General features: G+C 33.9%; 12 protein-coding genes. 9 read left to right on the top strand and 3 right to left on the bottom strand.

Annotated features, from left to right (window positions below; genetic code table 11):
* Positions 1-15 precede the first annotated feature (15 nt).
* The 6 genes from aroA to ltaS all read left to right on the top strand — a co-directional run bounded on the left by aroA (position 16) and on the right by ltaS (position 11,250).
* Positions 16-1,305, top strand: coding sequence for a 3-phosphoshikimate 1-carboxyvinyltransferase (gene aroA / locus DN410_RS05345; RefSeq protein ID WP_149175669.1), 1,290 nt, complete (start codon positions 16-18; stop codon positions 1,303-1,305).
* A gap of 136 nt (positions 1,306-1,441) precedes the next feature.
* Positions 1,442-2,599 carry a GNAT family N-acetyltransferase gene (locus DN410_RS05340; protein WP_149175668.1) on the top strand — a complete coding sequence of 386 codons (1,158 nt, stop codon included), beginning with the start codon at positions 1,442-1,444 and terminating at the stop codon, positions 2,597-2,599.
* A gap of 308 nt (positions 2,600-2,907) precedes the next feature.
* A complete protein-coding gene (locus DN410_RS05335) occupies positions 2,908-3,474 on the top strand; it encodes a TetR/AcrR family transcriptional regulator (protein ID WP_149175667.1) in 567 nt (188 codons plus the stop codon).
* A gap of 243 nt (positions 3,475-3,717) precedes the next feature.
* On the top strand, positions 3,718-6,834 hold the full coding sequence (locus tag DN410_RS05330; protein WP_149175666.1) for an MMPL family transporter: 3,117 nt from the start codon (positions 3,718-3,720) through the stop codon (positions 6,832-6,834).
* A 302-nt stretch (positions 6,835-7,136) separates the two neighbouring features.
* Positions 7,137-8,762 carry an ABC-F family ATP-binding cassette domain-containing protein gene (locus DN410_RS05325; RefSeq protein ID WP_048526047.1) on the top strand — a complete coding sequence of 542 codons (1,626 nt, stop codon included), beginning with the start codon at positions 7,137-7,139 and terminating at the stop codon, positions 8,760-8,762.
* A 514-nt stretch (positions 8,763-9,276) separates the two neighbouring features.
* Positions 9,277-11,250 (top strand): lipoteichoic acid synthase, encoded by a 1,974-nt coding sequence (gene ltaS, locus DN410_RS05320; protein ID WP_149175665.1) that lies wholly within the window; start codon positions 9,277-9,279, stop codon positions 11,248-11,250.
* A gap of 52 nt (positions 11,251-11,302) precedes the next feature.
* On the opposite strand, the gene DN410_RS05315 is transcribed toward ltaS, so the two are convergent.
* From DN410_RS05315 to DN410_RS05305, 3 genes are all read right to left on the bottom strand, one after another.
* A complete protein-coding gene (locus tag DN410_RS05315; RefSeq protein WP_149175664.1) occupies positions 11,303-11,974 on the bottom strand; it encodes a TerC family protein in 672 nt (223 codons plus the stop codon).
* A gap of 115 nt (positions 11,975-12,089) precedes the next feature.
* Positions 12,090-12,752, bottom strand: coding sequence for a DUF3841 domain-containing protein (locus DN410_RS05310; RefSeq protein WP_149175663.1), 663 nt, complete (start codon positions 12,750-12,752; stop codon positions 12,090-12,092).
* A gap of 201 nt (positions 12,753-12,953) precedes the next feature.
* Positions 12,954-13,781, bottom strand: a complete 828-nt coding sequence (locus DN410_RS05305; protein ID WP_149175662.1) for a peptidoglycan-N-acetylglucosamine deacetylase — start codon at positions 13,779-13,781, stop codon at positions 12,954-12,956.
* A gap of 220 nt (positions 13,782-14,001) precedes the next feature.
* Here DN410_RS05305 and DN410_RS05300 point away from each other — a divergent pair, with 220 nt between their 5' ends.
* The 3 genes from DN410_RS05300 (at position 14,002) to DN410_RS05290 (ending at position 16,204) form a co-directional block, all read left to right on the top strand.
* Complete coding sequence (locus tag DN410_RS05300) at positions 14,002-14,658, top strand: class I SAM-dependent methyltransferase (protein WP_149175661.1); 657 nt, start codon at positions 14,002-14,004, stop codon at positions 14,656-14,658.
* 145 nt (positions 14,659-14,803) lie between these two features.
* Positions 14,804-15,481, top strand: coding sequence for a DNA alkylation repair protein (locus DN410_RS05295; protein ID WP_149175660.1), 678 nt, complete (start codon positions 14,804-14,806; stop codon positions 15,479-15,481).
* A gap of 21 nt (positions 15,482-15,502) precedes the next feature.
* Positions 15,503-16,204 carry a nucleotidyltransferase domain-containing protein gene (locus DN410_RS05290; RefSeq protein WP_149175659.1) on the top strand — a complete coding sequence of 234 codons (702 nt, stop codon included), beginning with the start codon at positions 15,503-15,505 and terminating at the stop codon, positions 16,202-16,204.
* The last annotated feature ends 15 nt before the right edge of the window (positions 16,205-16,219 follow it).

Genomic DNA, 16,219 nt, shown 5'->3' with positions numbered 1-16,219 from the left:
TGAGAAGGTGAAAACGTGAAGGAAAGAACAATACAACCTGTTGATAGTGGATTGAATGGCAACATTACAATTCCAGGTGATAAGTCCATTTCACATCGCGCTGTTATGTTTGGCGCGATTGCAGAAGGAAAAACGACAATTAAAGGTTTCCTACCCGGTGCAGACTGTTTAAGTACAATTTCTTGTTTTAAAGAAATGGGAGTAGACATTACGCAAAATGGTGATGAAGTTACTGTAGTTGGTAAAGGATTAGAAGGTTTACAAGAACCGAAAGCTGTATTAGATGTTGGTAATTCTGGTACAACGATACGATTAATGTCAGGAATTTTGGCAAATACACCATTTTTCTCTTGCGTACAAGGTGATGCATCTATCGCAAAAAGACCGATGCAACGTGTAACAAATCCATTAAAACAAATGGGCGCAAAAATTGATGGACGAGAAGAAGGAACGTTTACACCGCTAACAATACGCGGCGGCGAATTAAAAGCAATCGAATATTCGTCTCCGGTTGCAAGTGCGCAAGTAAAATCAGCTATTTTACTTGCAGGGCTTCGCGCAGAAGGTGTAACAGCTGTTACAGAACCACATATTTCACGCGACCATACGGAAAGAATGCTTGAAGCATTTGGAGTTAAAGTAACCCGCGTGGGAAAAACAGTGAAATTAGCAGGTGGACAGAAGTTAACAGCAACAGATGTTCAAGTGCCAGGTGACGTATCATCAGCAGCATTTTTCTTAGTAGCAGGTGCAATCATTCCAAATAGTAAACTAGTATTAGAAAACGTAGGGATGAATCCAACTCGTACAGGTATTATTGATGTTTTAGAGAAAATGGGTGCTACGTTTACTGTAGAGCCAATTAACGAAGGAGCCTCAGAACCAGCTGCAAACATAACAATCGAAACCTCTTCATTAAAAGGAATCGAAATCGGCGGAGATATTATCCCTAGATTAATCGATGAAATTCCTGTAATTGCATTAGCGGCAACGCAAGCAGAAGGAATTACAGTTATTAAAGATGCACACGAATTAAAAGTAAAAGAAACGAACCGTATTGATACAGTCGTAGCGGAATTAACGAAACTAGGTGCTCGCATAGAAGCAACTGAAGATGGGATGATCATTTACGGAAAATCAACTTTAAAAGGCAATACAGTAAATAGTTACGGTGATCACCGCATCGGAATGATGCTTGCAATTGCTGGGTGTATTGCAGAAGGAAAAACAACAATTGAAGATGCAGAAGCAGTTGGTGTATCATACCCTACATTCTTCGAAGAACTTCAAACGTTAGCTAAATAAAGTAATGAGAAGCAGATACAGGATGTATCTGCTTTTTTATATTGAATTTGTGTCGTTAAGTCCATATAATTTCATTCACCGCACTGTAATATTTTGAATTATGTTACAATTAAAATTAATAAGGGAGGAAAAATATATGAACGTCATACAATTAAAAGAAGATAAATTCAGAGAAGCATTACGTTTATCAGAATACGCATTTCAATATAAAGTAGATGAGGAACGCATGCAGCAGCAACTTACAAGAATGAAGGAAAGTCATGAAGTATACGGTATTATGGAAGGTGAGGACTTAGCGGCAAAACTACACCTTATTCCGTTTCATATTTACATAGGCAAAGAAAAATTTAAAATGGGTGGCGTTGCAGGGGTAGCGACGTATCCAGAATACAGAAGAAACGGTTATGTGAAAGAATTGCTTCAACATTCACTTCAAACGATGAAAAAAGACGGATATACAGTATCGATGTTACATCCATTTTCCGTTTCATTTTATCGTAAATACGGCTGGGAACTTTGTGCGGATCTTCTTGTATGTCATATGACAAAGAGTGATTTAGTTATGAAAAAACAAGTGAATGGTACTGTGAAACGTTTCAATAAAGAAAATCACCAAGAAGAGGTCGAGAAGCTTTATGAAACATTTGCAGAACGTTTTTCTGGTATGCTAGTTCGCAGTGAAAAATGGTGGTTACAAGCTGTTTATGATGATTTAACATTAGCAATTTACTACGATGAAAATAATACTGCAACTGGTTATATGTTATATAAAATTGAAAACTATAAAATGACTGTAGGAGAATTTGTACCATTGCAAAATGAAGCACGAAATGGTCTATGGAACTTTATTTGCCAGCATGATTCTATGATTAAAGAACTTGAAATGACAGTAAGTGAAAACGAACAGTTGTTATATACATTGCAAGAACCACGTGTGAAAACAGAAATAAAACCATATTTTATGGGAAGAATTGTAGATGTAGAGCAGTTTTTAAAACAATATGAGTTAAACTGGAACAATGTACAACAAGAAGTAATTTTACATATTACAGATTCATTTGCACCGTGGAATAATGTATCAGTGAGACTTGCAAATTATGAAATAACAATTATAGAAGAACCAATGGATAAAGGGATCAAGCTAGATATAAATGCACTATCTACAATATTGTTTGGATACAAACGCCCATTAGAACTAAATGAACTTGAATTAATTAGCGGAAGCGAAGAGGAAATACGGGCATTTGAGAATGTAGTACCAGTGCACAAGCCGTTTATTTATGATTTCTTTTAATTTGCATAAATGAAATCGGGCTATCCCAAATGAAATTTTGGGATAGCTTCTACAAAAATTGTCGATTTTTGTAAGAAAGTCGATAAAACTTGAAAATCGCTGATATAATTGGAGATGCGCCGATATATCCTGAAAATCGCTGATATAATCAGAATTGCGCTGATATATTTTAATAATCGCTGATATAAATTTTTCACAAACAAGGGATTAAAAACGCAATGATACTTGTCACACACTTGACTTTTAATCCATCTAATTTATAATTAAAAACGGAATGAATTTTCATTCCTGAAAATTGAGGTGAAAAAATGGCTAAAAATAAACAAGAAGACATTTTTGATGCGGCAATACAACTTTTTGCAGAACGAGGTTATGATGGTACAACAATTCCGATGATTGCTGAAAAAGCAAAAGTTGGTGCTGGTACCATTTATCGCTATTTTGAAAATAAAGAAGCGCTTGTTAATTCTTTATTTACGAAAAGTGTTTTACAGCTATCAGAGTTAATAAAAACCGACTTTCCAGTCAACGCAAATATTCGTGAACAGTTTAGCCATACGTACAACCGTTTATTTGAATTTGCGAGACAAAATGCAAATGCTTTTCTTTTTACAAATTCTCACTGTGATAGTTATTTTCTCGATGAACATAGTAATGAAATATTCGAGGACTTTATGGGCTTCTTCATGAACTTAATTGAAGATGGAATCGAAAAAGGTTTTCTTCGTCCATTACCACCAATTGCGTTAATTATCATTGTATATCAACCAATTGAAAAATTAATTAAAGTAATGGAAACAGGGCAATTAAAATATACAGAAGAATTGGTAAAAGAATTAGAGGAAAGTTGTTGGAATGCTATTAGAATCATTTGATTCTATAGCGTTATAAGGACAGGAATGAACATTCATTCCGAGAAAGGTATTAAGAGAATAACTGGAGATGATAAATTTAGTATAACAAATGGAATGAATATTCATTCCGAAAGATGTAGTTTAATAGAATTAAAAAAATATATTTATAGAGTGATAGGAATGAACGTTCATTCCTAAAAAGTATTTCTAAATGAACATGAATATTCATTCCATTTGTAACTCTAATAATGGGAGATGATTCAAATGAGCAAGTTAAAAAGTTGGAGAAGTTTATCTTTACTATTATGGATAGTTATTACCATTACAATGATTGTAACGATGCCTAATATGGATAAATTAGTGAAAGAAAAAGGGCACATTACGATTCCTAATACAGAACAAAGTAGTATTGCTGACAAAATGATAAAAGAAATGGATAAAGACGGGACAGAAAAGTATGACATTATAGCTGTTTTTAATAGTGGTAGTAAAACAGCTTTAACGACTGAGCAAAAAGAAGAAATAACAAAAACAATCAACGCTTTGCAAAATGAAAAAGAACAATTAGGAATTAAAGAAGTTGTTTCACATTTAGATAATAAAGAATTGGAGAAACAATTAGTTTCTAAAGATAATACGACTATTTTAACGCAAATATCGATAGATAAAAAACATGGTGAAATATCAAAAGTTTCAAATAATCTTCATAAAAAAGTGCAAACGAAAGGGGTAAAAACGTACTTAACAGGAAGTGACTTAATAGCGGGTGATTTTCTTAAATCTTCTCAAGAGGGAGTGAAAAAGACTGAAGTTATTTCAATCATTTTCATTCTTGTAGTATTAATCATTGTATTTCGTTCACCTATTGTTCCGATTGTTTCTCTACTTACAGTTGGGGTATCGTATTTAGTTTCTATGGGGGTAATTGCTCATCTTGTAGATCAATTCAATTTTCCATTTTCAAACTTTACACAAGTGTTTGTAGTTGTCGTTCTGTTCGGAGTTGGAACAGACTATAACATTTTACTATATACGAGATTTAAAGAAGAATTAAGTAAACAAGATAATGCATTTTTGGCCACGAAAGAGACATTTAAATCGGCAGGGAAAACAGTTATATATAGCGGGATAGCTGTATTAATTGGATTTGCATCTCTTATTTTAGCGAATTTTAAATTGTATCAATCAACTTCAGCAGTATCAATTGGGGTTGCAGTATTACTACTTGTATTGACGACATTAAATCCATTTTTTATGGTGCTTTTAGGGAAAGGAATGTTTTATCCCGTTAAAACATTTAAAGGGCATGAGGATAGTCGCTTATGGGGATTCTTTGCGAAAAACTCAGTTGCAAGACCATTCGTCGCTTTAATCATTGTATTCGTGATATCGATTCCATTTGTTGTGAAATACTCTAACACGCTTAATTATAATGATTTATTTGAAGTCGATAATAAGTATGAGTCAAAAATGGGGATTAACTTGATTGAAGAGCATTTTCCGTCTGGTTTTTCTTCACCAAGTACGTTTGTCATTCAATCGAATAACAAGTTAGATGAAGCAACTTCATTACAAACTTTAGATGAACTAACTGATAAAATTTTGAAAGTTAAGGGAGTTTCAGAAGTATATTCACCGACGCGTCCAACCGGTGATAAGATAAAAGAATTATATATAAATAAACAAGCGGGAGAACTTAATACAGGATTAGGAGATGCCAATGGTGGCTTAAAAGAAATCAATAATGGATTAACGGATGCTAAAAATAAAATGGGTGATAATGACTCAAACGGTCTCGCAAATGTTCAAAAGTTAATTGATGGAACGAACGAGGCGAAAAATGGAGTAACAGCATTAGGAACAGCGTTAAATCAATTATCAAGTGGTATAAATGATGGGGCACAAGGAGCACAGCAAATTGAGAGCGGGTTAATTTCACTAAATGAAAATATAAATGTTCTATCTAATGCAACGTCGCAGCTACATGCTGGTTATGCACAGTTAGAGAAAGGTTTAAGTTCTTACGATCAATACTTCGGAAGTATTTCTCAAGCGATTGATGGTGCGAAAAAAGGTTATGCGCAAATTGAAATGTTAATGACCAATTTCATTCAAACGAAACCAGAATTAGCAAATGATCCTAACATTCTGCAGACGATAGGTATTGCTAAAGAGGCTCAAAAGCAATTAGGTGGGCTTTCAAATGAATTAAATCAATTAGCAACGCAGCATAAAGCAGCTATGGGTTCGTTTAAAGAAGCGAATCAGTCATTATTGAAAGTAGATAACGGTTTAAAAGAAATGAACAGTGGCGTTACTAAGTTACAAAAAGGCGCTGGTGAGCTGAAAAATGGCTTGAATGAAGGTGCTACAGGTTCAAAACAAATTGCAAATAAATCAGCTGAGCTACAATCTGGTTTAACGAAAATAAACGATGGGCAAGGGCAGTTATTAACTGGACTAAAAGATTTGCAAGACCAGATGGGGCAATTACAATCTGGTTTATCTAAAAGTACAGAAGGGCTTGGAAAAGTAAGTAACGGCCTGAATGACGCACAGAAATATTTAGGCGAGCTAAATGAATCGAAAAGTTCTGAGAAGTTTTATATTCCAAAAGAAGTGTTAGAGGGAGAAGATTTCCAAAAAGCTTTGAATACGTACATGTCACATGATAGAAAGACTGCTAAAATGACAATCATTTTAGACGTAAATCCATATTCAAAAGAAGCGATGCCAATTATTCAAGAAATCAATAAAACGATAGATGGTACTTTGAAGGGGACGGAATTAAATAATGCGAAAACAGCAATCGGAGGGACAACAGCTAGAAATGTTGATTTAAAAGAAGTAACCGGGCAAGATTTCTTGCGTACTGCTACGATTATGTTGATTGGAATTGGGATTGTGCTAATTGTAATTACCCGTTCATTCTTAAACTCGATTTTTATTGTTGGATCTTTACTATTAACGTACTTCGCATCACTTGGCATAAGTGAGCTAATTAGTACACATGTCTTAAACGTTGAATCATTAAGCTGGAATGTTCCATTCTTTAGTTTCATAATGCTTGTCGCTTTAGGAGTGGATTATAGCATCTTCTTGATGATGAGATATAACGAGCTAGAAGGGGATTCGGTAACGAAAATTGTAACTGCATCTCGTCACATAGGAGGAGTTGTATTATCAGCAGCACTTATTTTAGGTGGGACGTTTGCAGCGTTAATACCTTCAGGTGTATTAACTCTTATACAAGTTGCTTCAGTTGCTGTTATTGGACTTCTATTATTAGCTCTTATTATTATGCCAATATTATTGCCTGCTTTAATTGGTTTAACAAGTAAATTGAAGGGCTATACAAAGAAATTGAGTAATAAAAAATAATTGAATCCCCCTTAAAAGGGGGATTTTTTGTTACTTAATAAACTTGTCCATGATGTCTTATTAATGTTTTCTTCAAAGTAATACCGATTGTAAGTGTATTTTACGTTAGTATGATAGTGTATTGTTAAAAATATAAAATTTATTCAAGGGTGAAAATGATTGAATAATAATCAACCGTTGCTATTCATCCAGCTTCTACTATATAATAGCTATAGTCTACAATAATTGAGTCGTAATATGCGATTTTTTAAGACAATCGGTGAGAAAACGCTGAAATAAGCGCTATTAGTAGGAGGACACAAATGATTACAGTAAGTAACGTTAGTTTGCGTTTCGCGGATCGCAAATTATTTGAAGATGTTAACATAAAATTCACGCCAGGTAATTGCTACGGTTTAATCGGAGCAAACGGTGCTGGTAAATCAACATTTTTAAAGATTTTATCTGGAGAAATTGAACCATCAACAGGTGACATACATATTACGCCAGGTGAGCGTTTAGCGGTATTAAAACAGAACCACTTCGAATATGAAGAGTTCCCAGTGTTAGAAACAGTTATTATGGGTCACACGCAACTTTACAAAGTAATGCAAGAGAAAAATGCCATTTACATGAAAGAAGACTTTAGTGATGAAGATGGTATGCGTGCAGCTGAACTTGAAGGTGAATTCGCTGAGCTTAACGGTTGGGAAGCAGAATCAGAAGCTGCAATCCTTCTTAAAGGTTTAGGTATTGGTGAAGATCTTCATGATAAGAAATTGTCAGAATTAACTGGGGCAGAGAAAGTAAAAGTATTACTTGCTCAAGCTTTATTCGGTAAACCTGACATTCTATTACTAGATGAGCCTACCAACCACTTGGACTTAAAAGCGATTCAATGGTTAGAAAACTTCTTAATGAACTTTGAAAATACAGTAATCGTTGTATCCCATGACCGTCACTTCTTAAATAAAGTATGTACGCACATGGCTGATCTTGATTTCGGTAAAATTCAACTTTATGTTGGTAACTATGACTTCTGGTATGAGTCAAGCCAATTAGCTTTAAAATTAACACAAGATGCTAATAAGAAAAAAGAAGAGAAAGTAAAAGAGTTACAAAACTTCATTGCGCGCTTTAGCTCAAACGCATCTAAAGCGAAGCAAGCAACTTCTCGTAAAAAATTATTAGATAAAATTACATTAGATGATATTAGACCATCATCTCGTCGTTACCCATTCGTTGGCTTCACACCTGAGCGTGAAGTAGGAAATGACTTATTAACTGTTGAAGGTCTTTCTAAAACAATTGATGGCGAAAAAGTGTTAGATAATGTGTACTTCACTTTAAATAAAGGTGATAAAGTTGCATTTATCGGTCGTAACGATATTGCAATGACAACATTATTTAAAATTCTTATGGGTGAAATGGAGCCAGATAGCGGTTCATTCAAATGGGGCGTTACAACTTCTCAATCTTACTTCCCAAGAGATAACTCTAAGTACTTTGAGAACAGTGACTACAACTTAGTTGAATGGTTACGCCAATTCTCTCCACAAGATGAGTCAGAAAGCTTCTTACGTGGTTTCTTAGGCCGTATGTTATTCTCAGGTGAAGAAGTTAAGAAGAACGTTTCTGTACTATCTGGAGGAGAAAAAGTTCGTTGTATGTTATCTAAAATGATGTTAAGTGGTGCGAACGTAATCACACTTGACGATCCAACGAACCATTTAGACCTTGAGTCTATCACTGCATTAAACAACGGTTTAATCGCATTCAAAGGTACAATGTTATTCACATCTCATGACCATCAGTTCGTACAAACAATTGCAAACCGTATTATCGAAGTAACGCCAAACGGTGTAATCGATAAAGAGGCTACTTATGATGAGTTCTTAGAAAATGAAGAACTTCAAAAACAAGTAGACGCAATGTACAAAGGTCAATAATATATAATGAAAAAACTCGCTCTTTTTAGAGCGAGTTTTTTGTCGAGAAGACGTAAAATCAATGGTAGGTTACACAAATAGTTATTCAAATATAACATTAATAATCATAAAAAATTTTAATGTACAAAAGGAATATAATGATTATAAGAATTAACGAGCTAGTTGAAGCGGGGTAAATATAATTGAATTGTATTATTTTATCATGTGAAAAATGTGCCAAAATTGGAGATAGATTTGTTTGCGAATGTGTTTATAAAGGTATATAGTATGGGATGTCACAATTAGTGGATGAATCTCTGGGAGAAAACAGGAAATGTTACAAATGTATTTCGTTAAATAGAAACCAAGGTCAAAATGTCTAGAAAGAAATAGTTGAATAAATACTAGCTTCAAATTATAATTACTAATATTCTTCATATAGTTAAATAAAAATATTCTATTTGAAGAAGAAAAAATAGAATAGAGAGACAGACTTATAAAAAATAAGCCTTGGATGATCAAAAGAGGTGGAGAAATGAAACAGTTCTTATTAAAGAGTAAAAGTGTGTTAAGCAATCATTTTGGATTCTTTCTGTTTGCCGTTATATTATTATGGCTCAAAACATATGCAGCGTATGTAACAGAATTTAATTTAGGAATTTCAAATACAATCCAAAAATTCTTGCTGTTTTTTAACCCGCTTAGTTCAGCAGTTCTATTTTTAGGACTTGCATTATTTGCAAAAGGGAAACGAGCTTACATTTGGGTAATTATTATTAATTTGTTAATGTCCATACTTTTATATGCAAACGTAGTATATTACCGCTTTTTTAGCGACTTTATTACGTTCCCGACATTAACACAATCGAATAACTTTGGAGACTTAGGTGGTAGTATTTTTGCATTGCTACACGTATATGATCCACTATATTTCTTAGATACAATTATTCTAATTGTTTTAGTCGCAATGAAATTTGTAAATCCTAAACCAATCCGTGTTGCGAAGCATAAATTATCTCTAGTATTTGTAGTAGGTATTTTATTATTCAGCATTAACTTAGGGCTTGCAGAATCTGACCGTCCGGAACTATTAACAAGAACATTCGATCGTAATTATATTGTGAAATATTTAGGAGCATACAACTTTACGATTTATGATGGTATTCAAAGTGCGAAAGCATCAACAGAACGAGCATTAGCTGATGGAGATAATATGACAGAAGTTAGAAACTATCTTACATCAACTTATGCAAGTCCAAATCCTGAGTATTTCGGTAAAGGAAAAGGAATGAACGTAATTTATATTCATTTAGAGTCATTCCAAAACTTTTTACTAAACTATAAGTTAAATGGTCAAGAGGTTACACCATTCTTAAATTCATTTACAAAAGATGCGAATACGTTATACTTTGATAACTTCTTCCATCAAACAGGACAGGGGAAAACATCTGATGCGGAGTTCATGTTAGAGAACTCAATGTTTGGATTACCGCAAGGATCTGTTTTTACAAATAAAGCTCATAATACGTATCAATCAGCACCAGCTATTTTAGGTCAACAAGGATACACATCAGCAGTGTTCCATGGTAACTACAAAACGTTCTGGAACCGTGATGAAATTTATAAATCATTTGGTTTTAATAAATTCTTTGATGCGTCATACTATGATATGAACGAAAAAGATGTAGTAAACTATGGTTTAAAAGATAAACCGTTCTTTAATGAATCAATTCCATTATTACAAACGTTGAAACAACCGTTCTATACGAAATTTATTACGTTATCTAACCATTTCCCTTATCCGATTGATAAAGCGGAAGCAACGATTGAACCAGCGAATACAGGTGATTCATCAGTAGATACGTATTTCCAAACAGCACGTTATTTAGATGAATCTGTAAAAGGATTCATGGATTACTTGAAACAATCTGGTTTGTATGATAACTCAATTATCGTTATGTACGGTGACCATTACGGTATTTCAGATAATCATAGTGCGGCAATGTCTCAAATAATGGGTAAAGAAATGAACTCATTTGAAAATGCTCAATTACAACGTGTACCTTTAATCATTCGCGTACCAGGAATGAAAGGTGGCGTACAACATCAATACGGCGGAGAAATTGACGTGTTGCCAACGCTATTACACTTACTTGGGACAGATACGAAAAATTATGTCCAATTCGGATCAGATTTATTATCACCAGAGCATAAACAAGTCGTTCCGTTCCGTAACGGTAACTACGTAAGCCCAACAGTTACTGCACTGAACGGCAAATACTTTGATACTGCTACTGGAAAACCTGTTGAATTAACAGACGAAATAAAACAAAATGAACAAATGGTTCAAAAATCACTAAAATACTCCGACCAAGTTGTCAATGGTGACTTATTACGATTCTACACACCAGAAGGATTTACACCGGTAGATCGTTCTAAATATAACTATAACAATCCTGATAAAAATAAAACGAAGGTGAAGACGACTGCAGACGAGGAAACAAAATAAATATGAAAGAGCGCTACTTATATAAGTAGCGCTCTTGTTTATAATTCCATCATTATAAAGAAGGATTTTTTGTTTTTTGTTTCGCCTTTCCAAAGAACACTACACCTGCAATGATAATAATGATGAATGCCCATTTAATGAAAGGATTACTTTCGAAAAATCCAGCGAACCATTTCTCATCTACAATCATTTTTGCAGCAGTATAAGCTAAAACAGCGGCTCCGATCGTAATGATGACAGGAAAGCGGTCAACCCATTTTAAAATTAATGTACTGCCCCATACAACTACTGGAATAGAAACTAATAACCCGATGATTACTAAAGAAAAGTTGCCATGGGCAGCTCCGGCAACAGCGAGAACATTATCAATTCCCATTAACGCATCAGCAATAATAATTGTTTTTATAGCAGACCAAAATCCTTCTTCTGCCTTAATATCATGATCTTTTCCTTCAGCAATTAATTTGTAAGCAATCCATATAAGGAGCACACCACCAATTAGAAGTAATCCTGGTATTTTTAATAACCAAACGACAACTAAAGTAGCAGCGGCTCTTATAGCAATTGCCCCGATAGTTCCCCAAATAATAACTTTCTTTTGTTGATCTTTCGGCAGTCGTCTTGCTGCTAATCCGATTACGATAGCGTTATCTCCTGCTAATACTAAATCGATTACAATAATGGCAAGTAAGGCAGACCAATATTCAGGTGAGAGAAAATCCATATATATATCACTCCTTAAGAGTAATATGTGCTAAAGTGTTGATAATATAGAAAATAGGATTGAATTTGTATATTCAATCCTATTTTTTGGCTGTATTTTGATATGTATATGTGTTTTAATTCCGTATAAGTCGCTTTTGTAGTTTTTTTTGCTTATCTTTTTTCTTTCTTAATTTTCGATTCATCTTATTAATACGGCTTTCTTTTCTGTTATCCCATTTATCACTTTTGATATTATTAATAGATTTATCTTCCTTAGCACGAAAACGTTGTACTTTTTTTACGAAGGAAAGGGGAATTCTCCCAATGACACCTTGCTTTTCTAATGAACCCTCTTTGCCTAGACACCAATCAGGATGAGATAATAAATAGTCGAAATCGAATATTATCCCGTATTCTTTATCCATATAGGAATACCATTCATCTAATGTACACTTGTTTTTTGTATATAAATATTTTGATCCATCAGTCATAACGCAGCACCAATAGTCAAAATAGCTCCATAGTACCCATTTTTTCGGTACATCTAGTGTTAAAATTACCATTTTTGAATTTTCTCTACCCCAAGCTTTATGATTTCGGTTTGGGTAATTATTTGCTTCCCAGACCCAAATAGGATAGTTACCTTCGTAATGAGGCAATCTTGTTTTAGCAACGCGCACCATCCAGTCATATGAATATATATCGTCTGAATCGATGATTTTTTTATTACCTTCTAAATAACCAAGTTTCTTAAATTGCTTCCAAGCTTCTTCAGTTTGTACTGTATATACGATCATATGGCACCTACTTATTTAAACTAGGCTATAGTATAGCATGTGATGTTTCAAAGTTACATTCATTTGATCTTTTCTTGCTAAAAGGGAAGGGACGTATATTATAGAAAAGGTGAAATCATGTATGGGTTTTCTATATGAGAAAATTTCCAAAACGATAAAAAAGACTCAATAACCTACTAGAGGAAATTAAGTCTTTTTTCATTACATACGATTATCATGCCAGAAGTTTAATGGGAAGTGTTCGTTCTCACTATAGGCTTCTAATTCATATCCTTTTTCTTTCAGCCCTTTAATAATACCAGGTACTGCTTTTACGGATTGTGGATGAATATCGTGCATAAGGATAACTTCTGTTGGATTTGTAGCATGAGCTAGAATATTTTCTACAATTTTAGCTGATGCAGCATCAACAGGCATTTTGCTATATGTCCAGTCTAATGAATCGATTGTCCAATCCCAAACTTTTAAGCCATTCTCAACAACTTTGTTGCGAAGAGCCTCATTTAATCCTGGCATTGAGCCGTAAGAAGGACGAGTTAATACTGGTGATTTACCTAAAACGCCAGCGATTAAGCCTTGGTCTTCTTTCATTTCGTCTACGTAATGACCTTCTGTGTAAAGTTTCTTGTAGTTATGAGTCATACTGTGCATCCCAACATAGTGGCCTTCAGCATCTTCACGTTTTACAAGATCAGGGAAAGCTTTTACGTTTGACCCAATTAGGAAGAATGTCGCTTTTGCATCTTCTCTTTTTAACATATCTAAAAGTTCAGCTGTATATTTTCCAGGACCATCGTCAAATGTTAAGTAAGCGACTTTTCTAACTTGCCCATTATAGTGCTTTGGAGCTTCTTTCGGTGCAAGGGAGGTTTGAATTTCACTTACAAGTTGAACTGATTTTGCTTCATCCTCTGTACTTGCTAGAGCGGTATGTACTGATCCAAAAGCGGCTTCGTAAGTAAATAATACCCCAGCGCAAATCAACATAGCCCTTTTCACTAAAGTTGTCATTCGAATTCCATTGTGCATAATTTTCCTTCTCTCTATAAAAGTTCTACTCTACTATATTAGCAATTATAGGTAGGGAAATGCAAAAAAACTTTTTTACAAGTGTAAGAAAGTTTATGAATAATATGCAAGATTTTAGCGTCATTGCAGGTTTGAAGAAATGAAAGAAGAATTGAATGAAATATATTGCATTTATGGCAGTTTAAAATTGCTTTTTTTACTTTGAAAAGGGAGGATAAACATGAAAAAATTAGCTTGTTTACATGCTCATTATTCAAATGTTGAATACATTGACCGAGTACTACAACCTTTTGAAATAGAAATACTTCATTTTGTAGATCCTATCATAGCACAAAGACAACAAATAGAGAGTGGCTTTGAAAGAGCGGTAGCTCGAAATAAATTGAAAGATATAATAAAATATATAGCCGAAAGTGATATAGATGCACTTTTAATAACTTGTACAGATTATATTACATTATTAAATGAGGATTTTAAGATAAATATTCCTATTTTGAAAATAGACGAGCCATTTTTTGAAATGATTTGTCATATTGAAAAGCCGCAAACAATACTTTTTACGAATACTAGCACTGTTTCAGGGACGATAAAACGTTTAAAACAATACGCCAAGCAGAAAAATAAATCTATACATGTAAAAATTGAAGTGATAGATGGTATATTTGAGTTAATTATGCAAGGTCATAAAGAAGTGCATGATACTAGATTAGAAAATTACTTATATGAAAGAATGAAAGACAGAAACGAAATGATTTCAGTGGCACAATTATCGATGGTAGACGCTGCTACAAATGTTGGAAATCGGATAGGAAGGAGAATAATAGATCCGTTACATGCGTTAAAGGAGTATTGCATACAAAGGATGAATGAAAAATAAAAAAAGTGTATTTTGTTAAAGGCTGAAACGGAAATAATTTCACATACCGTAATTTAAAAATAAATATAGGAAAATCAAAAAATAATGTAGAATATATCGTACATACATATATGAAGTCAACATAAAACAAAAATGAGGTGGACATATGTTACTTGAAGAAGTAATGCAGCAATTAGAAGAATATGGGACAGAACAAACGCGTAAGACGTATAAAAATCATGGGGCGAAAGAGCCTTTATTTGGAGTTAGTTTTGCGAATTTAAAATTGTTAAAAAAGAAGATAAAAAAAGACCATGATTTAGCGAGTTCATTATGGGAAACAAAAAATATGGACGCAATGACTTTGGCGACGATGGTTTTAGATCCGAAGAAGCTTACGACAAAGCAGCTAAATGAATGGGTTGGAGAAGTCGATTATTATTGTTTAATGGACGTTTTGATGACGGCTATATGTACATCGCCAATTGCGATAGAAAGAATGGAAGAATGGACAAAGTTGGATGATGAATGGATCGGAAGAGCAGGTTGGTCCTTATTAGCGAATATAGCGATTAAAAATAAAACGTTACATGATGATTTCTTCTTACCATATTTAGAAGAGATTAAAACACATATACATAATGAAAAAAATCGGAAAAAAGAAGCGATGAATAGTGCTTTAATTGCGATAGGAATTCGCAATGAAGACTTAGAGCGACAAGCGATTGAAATTGCACGTGAAATTGGAAAAGTACAGGTTGATCACGGCGCAACGTCATGTAAAACACCCGACGCTGAAGCCTATATAAAAAAGGCGAGAGAAAGAGCTGAAAAAAGAAAGTGAATTAAGAAAAGGGGAAAGGCTATGAAACCAATTGAAGCGGCACAAAACATAATTACATCACAATTCCCGAATTGTGATGTAGCTTTACTCGGAGGAAGTGTTGCGCGAGGAGAAGCGACTAAAACATCTGACCTTGATATTGTAATAATAGATCATAGTTTAACATCTTGTTATAGAGAATCCTTCTATAGTAATGGTTGGCCCGTTGAAGTATTCGTGCATAATTTTGAAACGTATAAAACCTTTTTTAAAATGGATTGCGATCGAGGGAGACCTTCGTTACCACAATTAGTTTCAGAGGGAATTTCATTAAAAGGGAAAAATGAAATTGTTGAGAAATTAAAAAGAGAAGCGAATGTTTTACTAAATAAAGGACCTGCTAAATGGACCGAGGAAACGATGAGGCAAAAACGTTATTTTATTACAGATGCTTTAGATGATTTTATAGGTGCATCAAAAAGAGAAGAAGAATTATTTATCGCTAATTTATTAGCGGATCTTGTACATGAATATGTATTAAGAGTAAATGGTATGTGGCTCGGAAATTCAAAATGGTTTATTAGAGTGTTAAGAAGATTTGATGAGCAATATGCAAACGAGTTTGTAGCGGCTTTTGATCATTTTTATAAAACAGGAGAGAAAAATGAATTCATTCATTTTATAGAAAAAACGTTAGAACAGTATGGAGGAAGAGTGTTCGAAGGATTTTCTATTGGTAAATAAAAATGGGATAGAAAA

It is taken from the genome of Bacillus sp. SH5-2, from assembly GCF_008368905.1.
Classification (GTDB): Bacteria; Bacillota; Bacilli; order Bacillales; family Bacillaceae_G; genus Bacillus_A; species Bacillus_A luti.
Note: the sequence above shows the minus strand (reverse complement) of the source record. Positions and strands in the feature narration are given on the sequence as shown.